Source organism: Winogradskyella undariae, assembly GCF_013285155.1.
Classification (GTDB): Bacteria; Bacteroidota; Bacteroidia; order Flavobacteriales; family Flavobacteriaceae; genus Winogradskyella; species Winogradskyella undariae.
This window is the reverse complement of sequence record NZ_JABTEL010000008.1, coordinates 74,781-96,114: the sequence shown is the minus strand read 5'-3', so window position 1 is coordinate 96,114 and position 21,334 is coordinate 74,781. Positions and strand designations below refer to the sequence as shown.

The following is a 21,334-nucleotide window of genomic DNA, read 5'->3' as shown; positions in this document are numbered from 1 at the left end:
CTTGTTATTACTTGTATAGCTTAATAATCCTAATAATTTTGTGTAAGGTTTTTAAAGTACTATCACTTTGTGAATCTAAAATTTAAACAATTTAAACTTAATATTTATGAACAAAACAGATTTAATCAATGGAATGGCAGAAAATGCTGGCATTACAAAAGCAGCTGCTAAAAAAGCATTAGATTCATTATTAATTGATATCGAAGGATCTTTACAAAAAGGAAACAGAGTTTCTTTAGTAGGGTTTGGTTCTTGGTCAGTATCTAAAAGAGCTGCAAGAGACGGAAGAAATCCTCAAACAGGAGAAACTATAAAAATTAAAGCTAAAAATATAGTGAAATTTAAGGCAGGTTCTGACTTAAGTAACGCTGTAAACTAAGACAATTTTTGTTTTAAATATAGAACCTGCTCAATGAGCAGGTTTTTTTTTGCTTTAATTTAAACTGGCTATTAGTTGCATTTTTAACAAAAAAAACATAGATTTAGTGAACTAACTTTAGAAAAACTAAGATGAACAAACCCGAAAAAGGCGATTTACTAATTGCCGAACCTTCTATTATCGGTGATATTTCATTTAATCGCGCCGTGATACTTTTAGCAGACCATAATGCTTTAGGATCTGTTGGCTTTATTTTAAACAAACCTTTAGAATATAATCTTAAAGACCTTATTGAAGGCACCGAATCTGACTTTCCAGTATATAATGGAGGACCTGTAGAACAAGACAACCTTTACTTCATCCATAAATCACCAGAGCTTATACCTAACAGTGTAGAAATATCTCATGGTATCTTTTGGGGTGGAGATTTTAATACTGTATTAAACCTTATTAATCGCGATGAAATTTCTACAGAAGATATTCGTTTCTTTTTAGGATATTCGGGTTGGGATGAACAACAATTAGATAATGAATTAAAATCTAATGCTTGGTTAGTTTCAGAAAACATCTATAACAAGGAAATTATTTCAAAATCATGCAATACCTTTTGGCGTGAAAAAATGATAGAGCTTGGTGGAGATTATAGTATTTGGTCTAATGCACCAGAAAACCCGAGTTATAATTAACTTACAGTTTAACCCAAATTAAGAAACGATACACAAATAGATTTTTAAACCTAATAGACTACTAAGTAAATAAAAACATATTGCTGATTTATTTAAAACAGACTTTTAGATGGTTATTTAGCTAATTTTCATTTGATCGTAAATCAGTAATTACTTATAACAGCCTTAACTTTGCATTTAATTTTACTACGAGTTTCTGAGAAAAATCACTACCATAAGTTTTTTTACGATATTTAGTAATAGGTATAATTCCTTTTATCACATTAGTAATAAATAATTCGTCCGCTTTTTGAAGTTCAAAAGGACTGATTGATGTTTCTTCTATAATTAGATTTAGATCTTTAGCTAAAAGTTCTAAAATTTGCTTTCTCATTACGCCTTTAAGTCCGCCTTCTTCTAATGGTGGTGTTTTAATCTTATCTCCTTTTACTAAAAATAAATTCCCGTTTAAAGCTTCAATAATACTTTTATTAGTATTTAAAACTAAACAGTTATCAAGATCATTTTCTTTAGCATAAATACTACCAATAACTTGAATAGCTTTGTTATTAGACTTTAATCCTGATAATAATCCTGGAGCAATAAAATAATCCTTATATAAATCAACAACACAAGTTGCTTCAGGATCTATAGAATAAAATGGATCATCATGCTTTTCTACACTAATATTAAACTGAACTTGAGTACTCTCTAAAGGCAAATACTTACCACCTTCACCTCTATCCACGTTTATACGAACACGTGCTGCAGATTCTAATAAATGATTAGCTTCTAAAGTCTTCAGAACTTCTGACTCTAAAAATTCCATTGTAAAACTCATAGGAATATTCATTCTCAGAATACGCATAGAAGACATCAGTCTAAAATAATGATCTTCCCAAAAAAAGATTTTACCATTCACAACTTTTAGAGTTTCAAAAAGAGCATCGCCATATTTGTATCCTCTATTTGCAATTGTGATTTTAGCTTCTGATTGAGAAAGCAGAGTTCCATTAAAATTTATCATAAAAAAACACTTCTAAAGTCCCGCTGAAGAGACAATCCTTAAAAAATTAATAATTATAGTATTCTTACTAGAATTACAGTATTAAATAAAAAATCTCGATTTAGTTTTAAAACTAAATCGAGACAAATATATAATAGAATAGTTATTTAGTTCTTATGCTGAACCTAAAACTTGTTTTAAACTAGAGATTTGATTAGACCAAAGCATTTTACCTTCTTCAACTTCATCTTCTTCTGCAAAGTCTGTAATCATTAAAGACACATCTTTAGTGATTTCATCTACTTGAATTCGGATTTCAAAATAACATGTTGCTCCGTCTTCATCATCATGTAACCAACGGAATTTAATGCGTTCACCACTCTTTTTACTTAACATTTTTGCCTGTTCTTCAGAGCCATCCCATATAAAAGTGTAGAGCTCTCCTCTAGAATTTACATTATCAGCAAACCATTCTGATAAGCCAGAAGGTGTTGAGATATACTGATAAATTAGAGTTGGTGATGCTTGAATCACAAACTCCATTTCAAATTTTTCTTTGTCGTCCATATTAGTACTTGTATTATGTGCTCAATATATACAATTAAACTTGAGTTTTAAACTTTTTAAATTAATTTTATTTTTTTAGTTTTTATTGCTTGCTGTATTCAGAAATCTTTATATCTTTGCACCCGCAATTATAAAGATGTTTTTTTTACTTAATTTATCTTATTTAATTGTTATTTATGGCGAGGTAGCTCAGTTGGTTAGAGCGTTGGATTCATAACCCAGAGGTCACGAGTTCAAATCTCGTTCTCGCTACAACAGTAAAAGTCTAGCACGGAAGTGCTGGACTTTTTTTATGCATTGCGCTGAAGCGCGCTTCAAAGCGCAAAAGCATAAAAAAAGCCCAAAGCAATGCCCTAACATTATGGACTTCTACTATTGTACAGCTCACCTTGCGAAGATTCAGAGAAGCTAAACGAGTAAAACAAAAGCGCAAAAGCATAAAAAAAGTCCATAACAATACGCCAGCATTATGGACTTATAAAAAAGTAAAACATTACTACGGAGATACTTTTATATCTACATCCAATTAAAACTAAATGTGAAAGAAAGATATTAATAAATACTTACGCGCATATATATCAAAAACCCTCATAAATTAATAATGAGGGCTTTCTCGCAGCACAATTAGTAATAAGGGGATAATTAGTAATTAATGCTTAGCAAAACGTTTAAAAGCAACGATATTGTTAGAATCTTGTACACGTAACACATAAATTCCGGCTGCTAATTTAGAAATATCAAGTGTTGCTGCTCCTTTAAAGTCCATCACCCTTGAGCCAGACAAGTTATATACAGTAGCTTGAGCAACAAAAGCATCTTTTAATTGAATGTGAAGCACTCCTGACGTCGGATTAGGGTAAATGGCCATCTTATTATCATCTTCTGTAAAGTCAGGTGTTCCTAGCACCTCTAGATCTATACTATATTCCATAAGTCCTATATCAAACGTACCAACATATACTGTAACAGCAGCATCTTCGAACCTGTACGATGCAGAAGACGACCTGATACTTAACAATTGTTCATTGTAAATTACATCCCAAGTCTCCCCATAATCTGTAGAAGAAAACAATTCAAACACTGTGAAGTCGCTAGTATACTTAGTAGCAACCATAGCTCCTACTGTTTCTGTTGAAAAGGCTATTTTATTAACTAGTTCGGTTGATTTTTGAGTCCAGGTCACCCCAGAGTCCTCAGACATAAAGATACCTTTTGATGACGCAATAGCAAATGTTCCTGGTGTTAACGGATCCTCTTCTAGATCGAAAATCACATCATAAGCATCAAATACCTCTAAACCTGTAGTTGAGGCTTCCCAAGTACTACCATCATCTGTAGAACGGTAAACCACAGTTCCTATAGGTAAAGTGATAGTCCCACTAGCATCGATTACAATACTGTTAATAAAATCTACCGAAGGCATAACAATATCTGTAACTGCAACGGCATTTATATCGCTAAAATCAATCTTTTTTAATTGGGTTTCACCTGGATCATAACCTGCAAAAGCCACAATTATCGCATCGGTATTAGAAGGATAGGTTGCTAAAGCCGACACTCTATTGGTAAATACACTTAGTAATTGCGTACTGGTTACCCCATTATCTGTACTTATATTAAAACTACTTCCTATAAAACTTGACGTAAAACTATAGATGCGATTAGCGACATAGTTATCAATAAAATAGGTTGTACCACCTGTAGAATATGAATTTAAAGGCATCAAATTGTAAGGTGTATCTACTCCTGTGGTTAGGTCTCTATGTACCCAACCTTGTTGTACTCCGTAGTATAAACTAGACGTATTAACATCTGAAAAAATAGCATTAGTACCTGTACTTACAAAGTAAGGATTAGCAATAGCACTGAGCGTCTCACCGCCATCGTTGGAGAACAATGGAATATAGTTAGAACTGATTACAATCTCATCGGAGTTATGTGGGTTATAGCTGACATTTAAACCGTAATAATAACTATCGGTGTTATCATATGGATAAACATAGTTGACAAAGGTAACACCTCCGTCTTCAGAAATCACGATTTCATTTTCTTCTAAAACAATGATTTGCAACGGATTATTCTCGTTAAATTTAATAGCTATAATATCTTCTAATATACCTGTTGTCCAAGCAATTGGCACTACACTAAACGTTGCGCCTCCATCCGTAGATTTAAATAAATTTTCTGGTGTCGCTCCAAAACTAATACCTGTACCGACATAGATCGTTTGATCATCTGAAGGATCAAAAGCTAAAGTACTTAAAACATTACCTGACAAGGTTTCTGTATACGTTGTACCAGCATCTGAAGATACATATAAACCTCCATCAATTTCGGTACTACCATTTGCTCTAACTAAAAATACAGTGTCAGGATCTGAAGGACTTATGGCGACCTTACTTAAAAAAACCGTATCATAATCGTTGGTATAATAAATCATATCCCATGTTACTCCACCGTCAGCAGTATAAAACACTTTAGATTCCCTATCCCATCCTACAGGAAAATTAGTATCCATAATAAGCACATCCATATTGCCATCATAAAAATCGTAAGAGGATACATGTGCGAATTCGTCTTGATTAGGTACCGGAATAGTTCTAACAACCTCATCTAAAGCTAAGTCATAAACCAAAACAGTATTTTCTGTTGTGTTTGGCGCATAGAGTAAAAAGGTTAAAGCCGAGCCATCTGCAGACAACTTTAATTGACTTACGAGTGCGTTATCCACTAAATCCAAGGTATAAAAAAGAGACCAAGTGGCACCGTTATCTTCCGAAACTACAATATGATTCCCTAAAGTAATGCCGTAAATCTTATTGGGTATATGAGCATCATACGTAAGGTCGAATATTCTACCGTAGTCTGTAGACCCTGTAATTTCAACTTGAGCAAAAGTGCACTGCACTGCAAAGACGAGTACCAATAAAAATCGTGTAATTGTTTTAGTCATAATGAATTGTTTTAGTGAACTTCAATATTCTCCAATACTAATTACAATTACTAAATTTTTCAAACAATTAGTGCGACAGTAAAAATAAAAAGTGTGACATTAACACCTAAACACCTGACAAATAACGATATAAATCCAAACTCTCTGAGAGTCCCATTTTCTGACTTATACGTTCTTTGCGCTTTCTAGAGGCGACAGCGGTGATGTTAAAGAGCGACGAAATCTCTTTATTTGTAAGATCCATATACAAATAACTGATGTAACGAATGTCATTTGCTGTTAATTCTGGGTGGCGTCGTTTAAGTTCTGAAATAAAATTTTGGTTGACTTCTTCAAAATGTTTTAAGAAGCTTTCCCATTCATTATCATTTTTTAGCAAACTTTTTAGCTCTTTTATTTTGCGTGTTAGAAAAACATTCTTGGAAATTTCGGTTTGGCTAGACAACGAATTAATCACATCCTTTAACAATTCATTTCTACTGGAAATCTGTAAGGCTTTGGCTGCCAACTTTTGGTTTTGCGTTTCAATTTCGTTTTTAAGCTTTTCTTGTTCTAACAATAAAAAGGCTTCTTTAGCATGCAATTGCTTTTCTAACACCAAATTATCACTCTTTTCTTTTTCGAGTTCTAAGGCTATAATTTCTTGACTTCTGTCATGTAGTATTTTGCGTTGTTTGTTCTTTATAAAACTATTCCGTAAGGCCCAAGATATTAACATAATAACCAAAGCACAAAAGCCCAACAAGGTATAAAGTCGTGCACGTTCTTCACGTTGCTCGGCACTGCTTTGCTGTAATTCTCGGCGGTAATTGGCAATTTCAAATTTTACTTTATTGGCTTCAAAAAAGCGGCCGTTCTTAATGGTGGACAAGGTGTCATTCAGCGCTATGATAGAATCTTTAGCAACTAGCGCTGCATCCATTAAGCCATGGGCTTTGTACAATTTAGCCAACTGTTCATACATTGAGATTTTAAGATCTAGATTTGTCGCTACTTCAAGCGCCTCTTCAGCATAGATAATGGAGGTAGAAAGCTCTCCCTTTTCCTGATACACATTAGATAATACGGTAAGTGTAGAAATTTTTTCTTCTGTAAATTCTATAGCACTTAAACTCGGCAATACTGTTTTGGCTATGGTTTCGGCTGTCTCTAAATCTCCACGCTTATAATAGTTTTCAGCCAATGCAATATCGACCATAAGTATTAAATTCGCATGACCTTTAAGATGTTCTTTCGCCTCTTCTAAATACACTAAGGCTTCATCTGGCTTATTGAGCTCATTTGCTGAGAGCCCTAAATTAACAGCGTAAAGTCCTGTTTTAATTGTATCGTCGTGTTCTTTTGCCATAAGATACGCCTTATAAAAATAGGCTTCAGCTTTCTCTGGCTCTCCTTCTTTACTGTACAGAATAGCGATATTGTTCAATACCGTCATTTCCTCATTCTCATCGAGGTGTTTTAAGGCAATGGTGTAGGCTTCTAAATAATAGTCTAGCGCTTCTCCGTAATCTAACATGGAATAGTAATTGGCTCCAATATTATTTAAAGCTAAAAACTGCTGCTTGTACCAATGGTTGTCTTCGGCAACGGTACGTACTTCTGTTAATAGCTCTAAAGAGGTCGCGTAATCCTTATTGCTTCGAGCGGTAATGCCCGCAATTAACAAGCTGTCTAAGCGTTCGGTTTGTTGTGCACTTAGAATCATACTAAAAAGAATAACGATGCCCCCTAAAATACGCTTCATACTTTGTTTACCTGTGAATCCTTAGCTTATAGCCAAAACGTTAAATATAGTTTTTTTTTAGTTCAAGGAAAAACGCGACTGTACCCTCAGTTCCTTTTTCAATAGGGCGACATAACGTTATACACGTAATGTAAGTTATAATAGTCGTACATCTATACCCCAATTGCAGTGTAGTTGTGAATCTCTTTTGTAAATCTAATTAGGGTTCCTAACTTACGCGTTAACGCCGCTAACTTCATAAGTTTACTAAGCGGCTACACGTAGCAGAAAAAAAACAAAACCTCAATTAACCAACTCAAGCTGTTCAGTCCCTACCCTATAGCAACCTTCCTCACCAAGATACAATGGATTGCCATGCTTCTCAGACCAAAAGCCATCTAATAGGTCTTTAGTGATACACTTGTATACCACAACTCCTTTATAAGTACGAGCATCATCTCCTTTGTAATTAAAATTAATAATCAAGATATTGTCCTTAAAAAACCCAGTACCTAATTGCTCTCGGCTATCATTAATCAACCATGTCGCCTCTATCCTATTGTTTTGATTTAAGGCTAATTCTAATAGCCCTTTGTAAGCGATACCGTCTTCATCTTGGTTGCTTCCAATAATAGTATAAGTGCCTGGTAATTCGTTTATGGTCATATGGTTTTTAATCTATAAAATTCTACCACCCCCAAAACCTCAACAATCCTAAAAACAAATCGCTTCATATCACTTATGTAAAGTGATATGAAGCGATAACGCATTCCAAGTCAAGCGTAATAATTACAACTTATTTTTCTATAAAATCAGCATCGGTTAAGGTTTTCATAAATGCCACTAAGTTCTCTTGTTCTGCCTTAGTAAGATTTAATTCATCGAAAGGTAAGGTTTGAAATTCTTCATGTATCCCTATTCCTTTTCCTCCACCACGATTATAAAAATCAACCACTTCTTCCAAAGTATTATAAACACCATTATGCATATAAGGACCTGTTACATTACTATTTCTAACGGTAGGTGTTTTAAAAAAATGCTTTCTCTGATTGGTTTTAAACACATTATAACGTCCTAAATCATCACTAATAACAGCATTAATCGTATCATTTGTTCCCGGTACACCAATCAATTCTACCTCAGTATCATTATAATGAGGTGGTACAGTACCATTAAATAATGGTGGAAAATGACAAGTGGCACAAGCAGCCTTCCCCATAAACAGATTAAATCCTTGCTTTTCTTCTGCTGTTAAAGAGGACTCGATGCCTTCTATATTCTTATCAAATTTAGAATTAAAACCATTTAAACTACGCACATAACTCGCAATAGCATGTCGTATATTAAAATCAATACGCTTGTTGCCATACAAACTATCTATAGCTGCTTTGTATGCTGGATTTTTTAATACACGACGTACTATAGAATCCATCGGTAAATTAAATTCATCATGATTTTCAGCGACACCTACTACTTGCCCTTCTAAACTCGCAGCTCGACCATCCATAAAAAAAGATTGTTGATACGCACTGTAGGTAAGCGTTGGTGAATTTCTTACTTGTCGGTCATCAAAAGTCTTTCTACCATCGGTAAAAGCCTTTTCTTTAATATGGCAACTTGCACAAGCCATATTGTTACTTCTTGATAGTACTTGGTCATTAAAAAGTGCCTTTCCAAAGATCTCCTTCTGTTTTAAGTGAAGCGTATCGCTCTTATAGTCTGAAAAATAGAGAACATTCACCGTATTAGCTCCAAAAAAGGAAGAAGCAGTATTAGAAATCGCCATTTCAAATGGAAAATTCACTTCCCAATCTTCCTGAGTTTTTACTAATAATTTTAATTGCGTATCTGTATGATTTTTTATAAAATTAAAACGATCAAAAGTATCAAAATCCGAATCCAGAGCTACAATCCCTTCTTTAAAAGAAGCTCTTAAGTCTTCATAAATTTCTTTAGAACTAAACTTAGCTTTACAGATATCTATCAACGCTATAAGTGTCTGAGTGGTATATTGACTTTCGGTTAATGCTTGTCCTAAAACAGGCGAATCAAATCCTGTGATACCAGTAGCTGCAGTTCTCATAATTTGATCTCTAAGCAACCAAATAAGATGATAATCTTTTAATTTAATATGGGTATTACGTTGTAACAACTTCAACCGATCAGACGTAATTGTTAACGCATTATGTAATGCTGCATCATCCCCTTCCTCTTCGTGCAACAACTCTTCAACCACCTGAAAACCAAATGGATTCCTAATTTTTACATCCGTCAAATCCTCTTCTTGTACCTGCAAGATATTTGGAGCATTTAAAGATTTAAAATTATTTTTATCTATAGCAGCCAATACAGGCTCCATTGCTTTAAAATGCTTACGTGCTTGCTTATAATAAGCAATACGCTCCTCTGCATTTTTAGATATAAAGATGGAATCTAAAAAAGTAATACAACGTTCTAATTCAGAATTATAAAACGAAGCTATTTTTTTATCTGTTGAATCTATATTTACGGGTTCCGTATGCTTTTTGCACGACACCGTAATGAAAAGCAAAAGACATATACAAAATGTATATGTCTTAGCTTTCATAAATATTTTATTATTCATGCTTTTATTTTATTATCTATCTAAACCTTTAATAACGTAAAGCATTGAACCTTCTTTAGCATTAGATAAGTTAGGATTAGCTAATGGATCTGTAAAAGACGTTCCGTCAGCAGGATTCCAGCCATGATTTTGTGTCATTACTAAAAATGTGTTTTCTCCATTATTTACCACATCAGTAACATCAATCATACCTGTAATTTCCCAAGTACTTGAAGTGGAACCATATCCTAAATCTTCAGCTCTTGCTTGGTCTGCTTCTAAAACTGTTTTTAATTCTCCTGTATTTAAGTTGTACTGGTAAAGCTTAGCATAACCATTAATTGAAGTATCTAAATATCCATTAGGATCTTCTTGAATGTAAGCATAGTTTTCAGTCACTAAAATATTATCTGGAGAATGGAATCCATCAGCTACACCACCAACAATATCACCATCTAAAACACAAGTAATTGTTGCAGGACCTGTTGGATCTGTTTCATTTAATGTTACTTTATACACACGACCTAAAGCAGATCCTTTTCCTGTTAAACTAGCTGAGATACGCCCTGTAACACAAAAATATATTTCTCTTTGATTTGCAGCAGAACCTCTTCTCCAATCAATATCTTCTAATCTAGAGAATCCCATAACACCTTTCGTTTTTGCTTCCGCATCTAAAGCATTAATTTCTGTTTCATCTAAAGAAACAAATTCAGCACTATATGATGTTCCTTGTACCATATCCATTTCAAAATCGATACCTGCAGCAGTTACTTTTAATCCGTATAATTGACCACCATATAAATCTCCACGATCACCAACATACATTCCTAATTGACCAGAAGGTACTGAGTTATCTGCATGATCATCGCCAATAAAAACAACTGTTTTATCTGCATAAGCATCTTTTCCGATTGGAACAGCGTTCTCTGTAGACCACTGGCCTAACGCAGCTAAAGTTTCCCCTACACTAGCATCCTCAGCACTTTTAGTAGGATCTACTGCAAATACTCCTTTTGAAGCTCCACCCCATTCTCCTCCTGAAAGGTATAATGGTCCAAAGCCATGTTCTTCTGGCGTCACTAAAGTACCAGAGCACATTGCTGTTTCTGCCGTTGCTGTAGCGTTTAATATATACTCCCCATTATATGGTCTTAAGTTTTCATTTAATAAAATTCTAGCGATAGAATAATCAGCTTCAATATTATTAATTAAAGTAAAGGTATTATCACCATTATTAATTAGTCCTGCTCCATCGGCCATAGACCCATAAATAAAATTAGGAGTGTTTGGAATAATATCTTCTGAAGTTAAAAGTGTAGAAATTCTTAGGTTGATAAACTGATCCGTAACCTTTAAAAAACTAGGCGTCTTAGATGCCGTTAAATAAACAGAAGCACCGCTACCATCTTCTCCGTCAGTACCGTCAGATCCATCAGTTCCGTCAACACCATCAATGCCATCTTTTCCGTCTTCAACTTCACAACTTACAACAAGCGCGCCTGATGCTGTGATAACAAATGCTAATAAAAATAGTTTAATAATTTTGTTCATAATTTAAGGTTTTTTTAGTGGTTATACTGTGTCCACAAATCTACCTTCAGACTCTTAAAAACATGTTAATTAATAAAAACCGTTTGATTAACTTACCGCTAACTAAGCGTTAACGGTATTACTTTACTATTACTAATATTTAAAATTTTAAACCCTAATGTTATCTTAAAATTAAGAACATAGACTAAAAGTTATAGTACTTCTAGAGTTTATTAAAATCCTATTAACCTAAAAATTAGGTACAAAAAAAAGAGAAATGAAGTTGCTATCCGTTTCATTTCTCTAAATAAAATTATTAAGACTAATAAAGTTACATTACAAACTTTCTGTATTTACATCAGATAACATTCTAGACTCAACAGCCCTATTTTCATCGTTATGAATTACAGATACATCACCTGTACTTTCAAAAACAACAGCTTTAACCTCGTTAAAATCGTGCACATTAGCTTCTCTTAATTTAGCTATTAAATCACTTTCTCCCACATTACAGCTTTTTAACTGCTTGTATAAAATTTTGCCATTCCACATTATAATCTGTGGTTTATTGGTAAATAATTGCTTCATAAATTTATTCTTACGCACTAAAAAAGAAAACAAGGTCTGAAATGCAATGATGGTCGTTAAAACAATACCACCTTTTAAAAGTGAATAATCTGTATTAAGAATAATGGAGGCTAACACGGAACCCACGGCAATGGTAGATGCAAAATCAAAGCTAGACATTTTTGCAAATGTTCTAAGTCCAAAAACGCGAGTAATCACAATTATAATTGTAAATATTCCTAATACCGAGAGTATTAACCAAAGAATGTCTTGTAGTGTCATAATATATAAAGTTGAATTAGAAGGTAAAATTAAGACTACTCTGATAACTTTATTAATCCAATTACCATACAAAATAGCTCAAATGATTTGTTCAACGCTCCTCTTATCAACACATCTTGAAATGAGCTAATTATAATATTAATAGAGTAAATCCTTTGTTTTTATCCCTCTTAAATTTGAGTATACAGTATAATTAATAAGATTTTGTTATGAATACAATTCCAAAAAACCATCCTTTATACCTTGCTATAGATGAAGATTATAAGGATTTTATACTAACACAAAAACATCCTTGTGTTATGGCTAAGACCTTATTTATGACAGACAAGTACCATCTCAATGTATACCGTTCTTCTCAACAGATTGATGGTTTAAAATTGCTATTAAACGATTTAGAGTCTTTTATTGACCAATATGATTTTGAGTCTCCTTTATTTGAATCGTTTTTAGCGGTCTTTCCGTTTGATCATTATGATTCTGAATTAGATTTCGAAAAAGCGTTGTGGCATACCCTTCAACAATTGCATGCTTTAGACGATTGCGAATGGGACACTTCGGTAAGTGATAACCCTCAAGATCCTAATTTTAGTTTTAGTTTAAAAGGGAGTGCTTTTTATATTGTCGGACTTCATCCGCAAAGTTCTCGCAAGGCACGCCAAAGTCCCTACCCTACTATTGTTTTTAATCTACATTCTCAATTTGAGCAGTTACGAGCCATGGGGACCTATAAAAAGGTCAAAAAGCGGATAAGAAAACGAGATAAAAAATTACAAGGACATATCAACCCTGTACTTAAAGATTTTGGAAAAGAATCGGAAACTAAACAGTACAGTGGCAGAGCGGTAGACAGTACTTGGAAATGTCCTTTTCATAAAACTACTAAAGAAAAAACACTAAAATAGTATGAAACCATTAATTAATGTTATCGATAAACAATCGGGTGCAGCTTTCAAACTCAACAAGAATGACATCCTTACAGTAATAGATCCTATGGGCAAACAAGTGAGTGATATGGTTCTATTTAATGCTGACGATTATAATGAGAAATTATCCTCTGGAAAATCCTTAGACTTTGAAGAAAATTTATTGCTCACCAAAGGAAACGTTCTCTGGTCTAATCGGTCGCACAAAATGATGCACATCTTAGAAGACACCAATGGACGTAACGATTTTCTATTGGCTCCATGCAGCCCTGAAACGTTTAAAATTATGTACAATTACAAAGGTGAACATCCTAGTTGTCTTGGTAATTTACAGCATCATTTAAAACCGTTTGGTATTGATCGAGACAGCATACCAACGGCCTTTAATATTTTTATGAATGTACAGTTTAATACCAATGGTAAGCTATCAGTTCTACCTCCTACATCTAAAGCTGGTGATTACATCCAATTTAAAGCAGAGATGGATCTATTGGTTGGTCTTACAGCTTGCTCTGCCGAAGATAGCAATGGTGGCTCATTTAAACCAATTCATTATTACATTGAAACGGCATCAAAACACACAACGCCATAGCAGTTATAGAATATTAATTTAGATAACAATTATTTATAAAAACAATCGATTACTAATTTAAATACATTAAACCATGAAGAAAGATAAAAAAGACCATCAAGAAACAGAACACGAGAAGCGTTTACATCAAAATGCAACAGATGAAAAAGGGGCATTAAAAGAAGAGCATTACAACCAATACGGGAAGCAAAATGAAACACGTCGAGAACGCGCCAACAAATTAAAAGAAGATTAAACTATCATAACCCACTACTTAAAACAGTTTAAGTACAATAAAAAAATCCAATAACTAAGCTATTGGATTTTTTTCTGATTAAAAGTTCCTAGTGCTTATCAATTTTCATCTAAATTAATATTGGCTTTATCAGATATTTGAGATTCTGGGATGCTATTAAAAAATTCAGATAATTCTAAATCGGAATTTGGTCCAAATCCTAACAACATGGTCCCTTTTTCTCCTTTATTGGTTTCAATAATATATAAAATTGACATATCCGAAGGATCACTCATACCTTCATACCGGTGTTCAGCAACTATAGTAAGATCTGCGGGTTCATATACGTTAGAAGAATCATTTCCTAATAACTTACCTTCTTTAAAATGAAAGCCCGCTGTATAGCCTTTTTCCTCATAGGTTTTCATATAATCCTTTTCATGTTTTGCAAATTCATTATCCATAATTCTCAAATTTTATATTCACTTACAATGTATTTCAAACAACTTACATAAGATAACTTCATCCATTATATTATTAACTTAAACGCATAATAACAGCTTATGACCTTCATGTTTTTATAATTATAGCATATCGGATTGAATTCCCAAAACGATTTTGGGATATAAAGTAAATAGGGACGAAATACCAATCTAGAATTGGTTAAATCTAGCCGACTATAAATCCGGATCTTATAGCGCGCAAACGATCACTTTTCCAAACGACTAGAAATCAAACATATAAAAAATATTTTAATTCGCAAACAATTCATTTATAGCCTTTTACAATAAAACACACCTTTTTAAGATAATGTTCTAAAATTGAAACAAAAAAACAGCCCCTAAATTGAAGAATTAGCACCACACCCCGAAATCCCATTAAGAATTCAATAAAAATGAAGACCACCAAATTTACCAACAACACAAAAAAGCGATTTACCAACACCTTAACCAAGAACAACATCGAATATGCGTCGGTTGTACCTCGGGTAAACCGAGGGGCAGACCAATAGCTTTTTAACAAATCGTACAACCACAAAAAACAACACGATCAAGCCACCATGAAGCCACCATGAAGCCACCATGAAGCCACTATGAAGTAAGATTAAGGAGGAAATATATTAGGTATTCTTATTGTTTTATAATGCATTTAAACAACTCATTTTTGTTAGAATCTGCCCCACCCTGATGATAAATTAGAAATAGTGTGGCATCGGTAGCGCATTCATAAACGCCCAAGGACTTCCATAAGCCATAGAGAAATAAAACCAAGCCCCTATCAACAATATCAAACGGAGTTTCAACACGCGTTCAACCTGCAACAGTTACTAATAATGTTTAGGTAGTAGCCAGAAAAGTGGCTATTCTTTATAGCGCAAATTGTTAACGTTTTAAAATAAATAGAAAAAGCCTGAACATAATTAAATGTTCAGGCTTTTTCTTAATTTAAATTTACTTTAGCGTTTCAATGTAAAATGAGCTTTAAATACTTTACGTTCGCCTGTACTTGGCTCATCGTATTCTACTGTAAACCAATATCCATCTGTTGGCATCAGTTTACCGTTATACGTGCCGTCCCAGCCATCACCATCTGGACTTAGTTGTTGTAATAACTTACCATATCTATCATAGATATAGATCTCAGCACTATCACCAATACCTTCAATGTTCCAAGTTTCATGAGCTCCATCTCCATTGGGGGTGAAATACAATGGATAATCTAGTACAAACTTAGATGATGATCTCAATCCACATCCGTTTCTATCTCTTGCAGTGATCTCATGATCTCCTGATGATACGTTACTAAACACACCTGAGTCTTGCCATGGACCACCATCTAAACTGTATTCATAGACTCCGATCCCTACTGCTGTGGCTTCTAAAACATGGTTATCGGCAAAAGCTTGTGTTAAGAGTTCTATGGTTACACTTGGCGGCTCACTTTCTATAACTTCTGTGCTATCACTGATAACGCAATTAGTCTCACTTGATGTACTGATATCAGTAACAGCAACGCTATAGGTTCCTTCTTCTAATGGAACTATACTCGGTCCTGTTTCCCCTGCCATTTCTACTGTATTAAAATACCATACAAAACTATAATCTGCAGCTGATAAATAAGTATCTATAACTAAAAGCTCTAAGATTTCTGTAGCGTTTGTATTGATACAAAGGACATAACTATCGTCTAAATCTAAATCCGGTAATGGATTAACTTCTAGGGTTAATTCGGCTACAGCATAACATATAGAGGTGTCGTTACCCGTTATCGCATCTGGGGTGTCATTATCTACTCTTGCATAAATTACTTGCGGATTTACCGTGTTTTCATACAACGTTGGTAATGGATTCTCTTTTAAATCAGCATCTTCTTGAGTTCCATAATAAGTTACGATATAATTTAAAGGATCTTGAAGATCTAAGATATCTGCATCCATTGTCGTTAAATCGAATTGAGCACTACCATTGGTGTAATCCCCATCAATTTCATCATCACATATGTCATATAATATTGGGTTCGTATCCGGATTAGCTTGTGCCGCCTCATCAACTTCAATATAAAAACTTTGTGTACTGATTGAACAACCCGTTGCAGTATTGGTGATTGTTACAAAGATTTCTTGTGGGTTACTTGTGTTACTAAAAGGACTTAATAACCCATTTTCTCCTGCTTCTGCATCAGCTAAACTTTCGTGATAACTCACGCTGAATTCTGTAGCATCTTGACCGCCTAAGACTTCTTCATCTTTTGTGGCTAAATCAAAACTATCTATTCCGTCAGTAAACAATTCACATTGTACAATATCTGTAACAGGAACTACTGCTGGTAAAGGATGCACTACAATAGTAAAGTCTACTAACGAATAACACCCTGTACTGTTTCTTGTTATTCTTACATAGATCTCTTGTTCTGGCGTATCTATATTAGTGTATTGTGTTGGATCGGGTATTTCATTAGAGTCAGTATTCGCATCTTCCTGAGTTTCATAATAACTTGCCGTTACACCTGCTTCTCCGTTTAGGATTAAAACTTCATTTTCTGTTAAATCAAAAACCGCTACACCATCACCGGTATTCACAGCATCACACAATTCAAGATTTGGAATATCCTCACTTGGTGTTGGCGTTGGGTTTGGTAATACACGGATGGTCAATGTTACATAATCTACACAACCTGTATTTGTATCCGTAACTACCGCATAAAGCGTTTGTGGGTTCGCATTTAATCCATCTACAGAGGTATTAGTATATTGTGTTGGGTCTTCAATAACATTGATTTGAGACTGTGCATCAGCATTAGTTTCATAATACGCTACAGACAAACTTCCATTACCTCCTGTAATTTCATCATCTTTAACGGTTAAATCAAAAACCGTAAACTCATCTCCTGGTGTTTCTCCTAAGTCATCACATAAACTTAATTGTGTCGGCTGGATTGCGACAGGTAAAGGATTGACTATTAATTCTAAACTTGTTATTTTATAACACCCTCCTGCACTTGTATGATATTCCACTCTTATCCATATAATTTGATTAAAAGGAACACTATTAGTATAAGCTGAAGGATTAGCAATTACATCAGTCCCTGACTCTGCATCAGATTCACTGGTATAATAACTAAGAAGGTATTGCGTCTCATCTTGACCGTTTAATACTTCTGACGTTTTACTCGTAAGATCAAAACTAATAGAACCATCTGCTGATGATATGTCATCACAAAATTCTAACGCGCTTGGTACTGTTAATTGTGGGGTTTCTTCTACTATCAATTCTACGACAACAATCGTTGCACAGGCTGTTGTTATCGTTGAACTTTCAATACGTGCGTATAAGGTTTGAGCATCTTGAACAATATTTTCATAATCAAAAGAGGTATCTATCGCATTTACTCCAGTATCTGCATTGATTTGTGTTTCATGATAAGTAACATCTAATCCTGAAGCACCTCCAGTAATTTCAGCGTCTAAATTACTAAGCATAAATATCCCATATCCATCGTTATCTGGATCACAATAAACAAATGGTTGAGGGGTATAAGCTACAGGGGCTTGTTGTACAACTAATTCTAACCTTGTAGTCACAGAACATCCTGTAGTGTTATCTTCTACGCGTGCGAAAATAAATTGCCCATTACTTGTATTTGTATACAGCGTTGGTAATGGATTAGCACCTGATTCTGCTTCTGTTATTGACGCATAGTAAGTAATTGTATAATCTGGATTGTCTCCTGTGATTTCTGAATTCTTCAAACTTAAATCCATTTCAGTAAGACCATCCGGTGTACCATCGTCACATACTTCTAAGGCTGATGGATCAGTGATCACAGGTAATGAATTAACTATTAAATTAAAAGATGTCGTTGCATAACAACTTGGATATAATGGATCTTCTACTCGAACATAAATCGTTTGTGTATTTGGTGAACTTGTATTTTCATAACTCGTTGGTAAGACTCCAACATTATTTTCTGCATCATCTTGACTAGCATGAAAACTAACATCAAAAACAGAAGCATCTTGTGCTCCTAAGATTGTTGCTTCTTGATGACTTAAGTTAAACGTCGCAACTCCATCTCCACTAACATCATCACACATGTCTAAATCTATTGGAGCTGTGGCCAATGCTCTGGTATTAACGACTAAATTAAATAATGGTGTTGCTGACGAATTATAACATCCTGAATCTCCAATACGCGCTACTCTTACATAAATAGGTTGTGAATTTACAGTATTAGTATATGTTAGCGGTAAAGCGTTGCTTCCTAAATCAGCATCTTCTGCTGTTAAATAATAAGTGACTTCAAAATTTGCCGCAGATTGTGATCCTAAAATTGTAGCTGTTTGATCGCCTAATTCAAAAGTTGCTAATCCATCATTTAATTCATCATCGCAGGTCTCTAAATCTAATACAGCGTTGATATCTGGAGCCAAAACTACAAACAACTCAAATGAGGTCGTTACAGCACATGTTTGAGATACATCGGCTAAACGCACCCACAGAGTTTGCGGATTAGACACGTTAGTGTAAAGGTCTGGTAACGGATTTAAATTAGCAATTGCATCGTCTTCGGTAAGATGGTAGGTAACGGTGTATGCTTCAGAACTTTGTTCGCCTAATACATGATCATTATTGTCAGACAAATCAAACTCTTCAGTACCGGTACTACTACATATAACCAAATCTGGAGCTAGATTTACTACTGGATTCTCTATAAACTCAACTAAAATAGAATCTGAAAATTGACATATGGCCCCAAACGCTACATCTACCGAGTATAGACCCGTTTCTGTCACTGTAAGCATAGAACTTGTTTCCCCTTCAATCTCTATTCTATTATTTGGTTCTGAAGGATCTGCAGCGTAATACCAAACATGATCTGCGAAAGGTGCTGAGGTATCTAATATAATTTCTGCTCCTCCACATTGTGCACTACCTGCTTCAATAGTAATATCATCACCTAAATCACCTCCTAAATCAAAGCTTCCTGCTTTTAGAAATACTCCTGAATCATAATTATTATCTCTATCATCAGCAATGACTAATTTTATAGTATAATTTTCTCCAGGGACAACAGCAGATTGTGCTGTAAATACTGCGGTTCTACCATCAAATGCTATTGGTGGTTGATTGTAGGGTATATATTCCCCAAAATAGTCCTCATTTGCCCCTCCACAACTTTCACCATTATCGGGGTGGATATTAGTCACCAATACGGGTAAGTTGGTCTCTGGAATTACGGCTAAATTAGAAACATTACCATCGGAATCTGTTAATAAAAAAGCGAAAGCATCTGAATAGAGACACTCAAAAGAGCCCATATCATACTCTTCTGAAGCCATTAAAAACTCAAAACTTATAGTATCTGCTAAAGGAATAAAATTGAATTGGATAAATGTAGCATTATGAGAATTGACACCCAAAGCAGCATCTAATTCATCGTCTCCACCCCAAACATTAGAACCATTGCTTAAATCAAGATTGTTAGGCCCTCTTGCATCACTGGCCTCGCCTGAACTTAAAAGAATCCCATCACTAAAAGGAAAACGTATTCCATCTCCAAAAAAGTAGCCAATACCGTTAGGCTGAGAGCTACTAATACTTGAGCCTGTAGACCAAGTGACGTCAGACACAGAGGCACAAGGACTATTAATTAGCACGTCAGCTATTAATTCTTCTGGAGTAAATATAGTTTGATCTATTATGACATTAGGCCCCATGACAAAAACAGGAATTGTTGTAACTTCAGAACACCCTAATGGATTACTATCGGTAACTGTTAATATTACGATAAAAGTACCATCAGTTGAAAATGTATTTGAAACTTCTGTTCCTGTTGCTGTATTTCCATCTCCAAAATCCCAGTAATAAGTGGCGCCTGAGTCATCCAAAGGAAATATTGCGCTTCCTAAAAAATTAACCGTTTCCCCTGGTAATATACCAATTACACCAGATTCATTTGGTGCAGGTGTTGTATTATTAATTAACGGCGTAATTTCCTGACAAGGTGTAATACACAATAGTTCTGCCTTCCATCCATTTATAGTTCCTGTTTCATTACTTGTAAACGCAAAAGTTAAACAGCCTGAAGTATTACTTTCTGATGCCGAAACAAAACCTGGTGAAGAAACCCCCGTATATACTCCAATAATATCAGCCGACACATCATCTCCATCATATATGGTTAAAAAATCTACATTAAGTTGTGTTAAAAATTCGACGAAATTAACGTTAAGACGATCACCACTATTTTCTGGACATATCGTAGTGACATAACTTTCATTATCTGAATAAGAATCTAATGCTCCACCTGAATCATAAAAGAAATCTGGAGCACAGCGATTAAAGGTGCCATCTTGCATTAAAAGATCTTGCGAGAATCCTACTTTAATAACTAAAAACATAAATATGCATATAATTTTTTTCACTCTAAATTGATTTTAAAATAAATAGTAAAGCCGCTTATTAATAGAATTGGAATAAATACACTCCCCCCGTTAGCGAAATGAGTTAGTGGTATAGTATAACATAAATAATGTGACAGATGGAAAGCTAATCATTTAAAGGTGCTCAGCTTAGAAAGCTTAAGCACCCTAGAATTAAAATAAGTTAAAAGACGAATAACCTTACACTTACTTATTTTTTTCTTATAATTCTGCGCTTGTTTTTTAATAAAGACTTAGACATCTCATTTTTTTCTTTTGTATTGAAAAAGGCTTCAATTCGTTCTTTAAGCTGAATTTTATTGCCCTGAGTACACAATTCATTGTTCTTACAGAATTCAATTAATTCAAATTTCAACCAATGATGATGATGATGATGATGATGTTCTAATTTTTCTTTCACAAC

General features: G+C 34.4%; 16 protein-coding genes and 1 tRNA gene. 6 read left to right on the top strand and 11 right to left on the bottom strand.

Annotated features, from left to right (window positions below; genetic code table 11):
* Positions 1–106: 106 nt before the first annotated feature.
* Positions 107–379 (top strand): HU family DNA-binding protein, encoded by a 273-nt coding sequence (locus HSX10_RS12025; RefSeq protein WP_173588468.1) that lies wholly within the window; start codon positions 107–109, stop codon positions 377–379.
* A gap of 131 nt (positions 380–510) precedes the next feature.
* Positions 511–1,065, top strand: a complete 555-nt coding sequence (locus HSX10_RS12020) for a YqgE/AlgH family protein (RefSeq protein ID WP_173588467.1) — start codon at positions 511–513, stop codon at positions 1,063–1,065.
* 154 nt (positions 1,066–1,219) lie between these two features.
* On the opposite strand, the gene HSX10_RS12015 is transcribed toward HSX10_RS12020, so the two are convergent.
* Together HSX10_RS12015 and HSX10_RS12010 are read right to left on the bottom strand one after the other, a co-directional pair.
* A complete protein-coding gene (locus HSX10_RS12015) occupies positions 1,220–2,071 on the bottom strand; it encodes an aminotransferase class IV (RefSeq protein ID WP_173588466.1) in 852 nt (283 codons plus the stop codon).
* A 153-nt stretch (positions 2,072–2,224) separates the two neighbouring features.
* Positions 2,225–2,617, bottom strand: coding sequence for an START-like domain-containing protein (locus HSX10_RS12010; protein ID WP_173588465.1), 393 nt, complete (start codon positions 2,615–2,617; stop codon positions 2,225–2,227).
* A gap of 178 nt (positions 2,618–2,795) precedes the next feature.
* Between HSX10_RS12010 and HSX10_RS12005 the strand changes: the two genes are divergently transcribed.
* A tRNA-Met gene (locus HSX10_RS12005) sits at positions 2,796–2,869 on the top strand.
* A gap of 397 nt (positions 2,870–3,266) precedes the next feature.
* On the opposite strand, the gene HSX10_RS12000 is transcribed toward HSX10_RS12005, so the two are convergent.
* The 6 genes from HSX10_RS12000 to HSX10_RS11975 all read right to left on the bottom strand — a co-directional run bounded on the left by HSX10_RS12000 (position 3,267) and on the right by HSX10_RS11975 (position 12,259).
* Positions 3,267–5,570 carry a T9SS type A sorting domain-containing protein gene (locus HSX10_RS12000; RefSeq protein WP_173588464.1) on the bottom strand — a complete coding sequence of 768 codons (2,304 nt, stop codon included), beginning with the start codon at positions 5,568–5,570 and terminating at the stop codon, positions 3,267–3,269.
* A 106-nt stretch (positions 5,571–5,676) separates the two neighbouring features.
* Entirely contained in the window at positions 5,677–7,314 is a 1,638-nt protein-coding gene (locus HSX10_RS11995; protein ID WP_173588463.1) for a tetratricopeptide repeat protein, read from the bottom strand.
* A gap of 282 nt (positions 7,315–7,596) precedes the next feature.
* Positions 7,597–7,959, bottom strand: a complete 363-nt coding sequence (locus tag HSX10_RS11990; RefSeq protein WP_173588462.1) for a hypothetical protein — start codon at positions 7,957–7,959, stop codon at positions 7,597–7,599.
* A 130-nt stretch (positions 7,960–8,089) separates the two neighbouring features.
* Complete coding sequence (locus HSX10_RS11985) at positions 8,090–9,898, bottom strand: cytochrome-c peroxidase (protein ID WP_254453238.1); 1,809 nt, start codon at positions 9,896–9,898, stop codon at positions 8,090–8,092.
* A 12-nt stretch (positions 9,899–9,910) separates the two neighbouring features.
* On the bottom strand, positions 9,911–11,431 hold the full coding sequence (locus HSX10_RS11980) for an alkaline phosphatase PhoX (RefSeq protein WP_173588461.1): 1,521 nt from the start codon (positions 11,429–11,431) through the stop codon (positions 9,911–9,913).
* A 315-nt stretch (positions 11,432–11,746) separates the two neighbouring features.
* Entirely contained in the window at positions 11,747–12,259 is a 513-nt protein-coding gene (locus HSX10_RS11975; RefSeq protein ID WP_173588460.1) for a DUF421 domain-containing protein, read from the bottom strand.
* 209 nt (positions 12,260–12,468) lie between these two features.
* Here HSX10_RS11975 and gntA point away from each other — a divergent pair, with 209 nt between their 5' ends.
* From gntA to HSX10_RS11960, 3 genes are all read left to right on the top strand, one after another.
* Positions 12,469–13,161 (top strand): guanitoxin biosynthesis heme-dependent pre-guanitoxin N-hydroxylase GntA, encoded by a 693-nt coding sequence (gene gntA, locus HSX10_RS11970; RefSeq protein WP_173588459.1) that lies wholly within the window; start codon positions 12,469–12,471, stop codon positions 13,159–13,161.
* A 1-nt stretch (position 13,162) separates the two neighbouring features.
* Positions 13,163–13,774 (top strand): DUF1989 domain-containing protein, encoded by a 612-nt coding sequence (locus HSX10_RS11965; RefSeq protein ID WP_173588458.1) that lies wholly within the window; start codon positions 13,163–13,165, stop codon positions 13,772–13,774.
* A gap of 73 nt (positions 13,775–13,847) precedes the next feature.
* On the top strand, positions 13,848–14,009 hold the full coding sequence (locus HSX10_RS11960) for a hypothetical protein (RefSeq protein ID WP_173588457.1): 162 nt from the start codon (positions 13,848–13,850) through the stop codon (positions 14,007–14,009).
* Positions 14,010–14,107: 98 nt separating this feature from the next.
* On the opposite strand, the gene HSX10_RS11955 is transcribed toward HSX10_RS11960, so the two are convergent.
* The 3 genes from HSX10_RS11955 to HSX10_RS18755 all read right to left on the bottom strand — a co-directional run bounded on the left by HSX10_RS11955 (position 14,108) and on the right by HSX10_RS18755 (position 21,331).
* The gene (locus HSX10_RS11955) at positions 14,108–14,452 is read right to left on the bottom strand and encodes a hypothetical protein (protein WP_173588456.1); all 345 of its coding nucleotides are present in this window, start codon (positions 14,450–14,452) and stop codon (positions 14,108–14,110) included.
* Between the two features lie 992 nt (positions 14,453–15,444).
* Positions 15,445–20,913 (bottom strand): FIDD domain-containing protein, encoded by a 5,469-nt coding sequence (locus tag HSX10_RS11950; RefSeq protein ID WP_367651271.1) that lies wholly within the window; start codon positions 20,911–20,913, stop codon positions 15,445–15,447.
* Between the two features lie 208 nt (positions 20,914–21,121).
* Positions 21,122–21,331 (bottom strand): SAP domain-containing protein, encoded by a 210-nt coding sequence (locus HSX10_RS18755; protein ID WP_173588455.1) that lies wholly within the window; start codon positions 21,329–21,331, stop codon positions 21,122–21,124.
* Positions 21,332–21,334: the final 3 nt, after the last annotated feature.

Bases quoted from the DNA above. Each gene is read 5' to 3' on its own strand.
- HSX10_RS12025 (WP_173588468.1), top strand. From the start codon at position 107: ATGAACAAAACAGATTTAATCAATGGAATGGCAGAAAATGCTGGCATT.
- HSX10_RS12020 (WP_173588467.1), top strand. From the start codon at position 511: ATGAACAAACCCGAAAAAGGCGATTTACTAATTGCCGAACCTTCTATT.
- HSX10_RS12015 (WP_173588466.1), bottom strand. From the start codon at position 2,071: ATGATAAATTTTAATGGAACTCTGCTTTCTCAATCAGAAGCTAAAATC.
- HSX10_RS12010 (WP_173588465.1), bottom strand. From the start codon at position 2,617: ATGGACGACAAAGAAAAATTTGAAATGGAGTTTGTGATTCAAGCATCA.
- HSX10_RS12000 (WP_173588464.1), bottom strand. From the start codon at position 5,570: ATGACTAAAACAATTACACGATTTTTATTGGTACTCGTCTTTGCAGTG.
- HSX10_RS11995 (WP_173588463.1), bottom strand. From the start codon at position 7,314: ATGAAGCGTATTTTAGGGGGCATCGTTATTCTTTTTAGTATGATTCTA.
- HSX10_RS11990 (WP_173588462.1), bottom strand. From the start codon at position 7,959: ATGACCATAAACGAATTACCAGGCACTTATACTATTATTGGAAGCAAC.
- HSX10_RS11985 (WP_254453238.1), bottom strand. From the start codon at position 9,898: ATGAATAATAAAATATTTATGAAAGCTAAGACATATACATTTTGTATA.
- HSX10_RS11980 (WP_173588461.1), bottom strand. From the start codon at position 11,431: ATGAACAAAATTATTAAACTATTTTTATTAGCATTTGTTATCACAGCA.
- HSX10_RS11975 (WP_173588460.1), bottom strand. From the start codon at position 12,259: ATGACACTACAAGACATTCTTTGGTTAATACTCTCGGTATTAGGAATA.
- gntA (WP_173588459.1), top strand. From the start codon at position 12,469: ATGAATACAATTCCAAAAAACCATCCTTTATACCTTGCTATAGATGAA.
- HSX10_RS11965 (WP_173588458.1), top strand. From the start codon at position 13,163: ATGAAACCATTAATTAATGTTATCGATAAACAATCGGGTGCAGCTTTC.
- HSX10_RS11960 (WP_173588457.1), top strand. From the start codon at position 13,848: ATGAAGAAAGATAAAAAAGACCATCAAGAAACAGAACACGAGAAGCGT.
- HSX10_RS11955 (WP_173588456.1), bottom strand. From the start codon at position 14,452: ATGGATAATGAATTTGCAAAACATGAAAAGGATTATATGAAAACCTAT.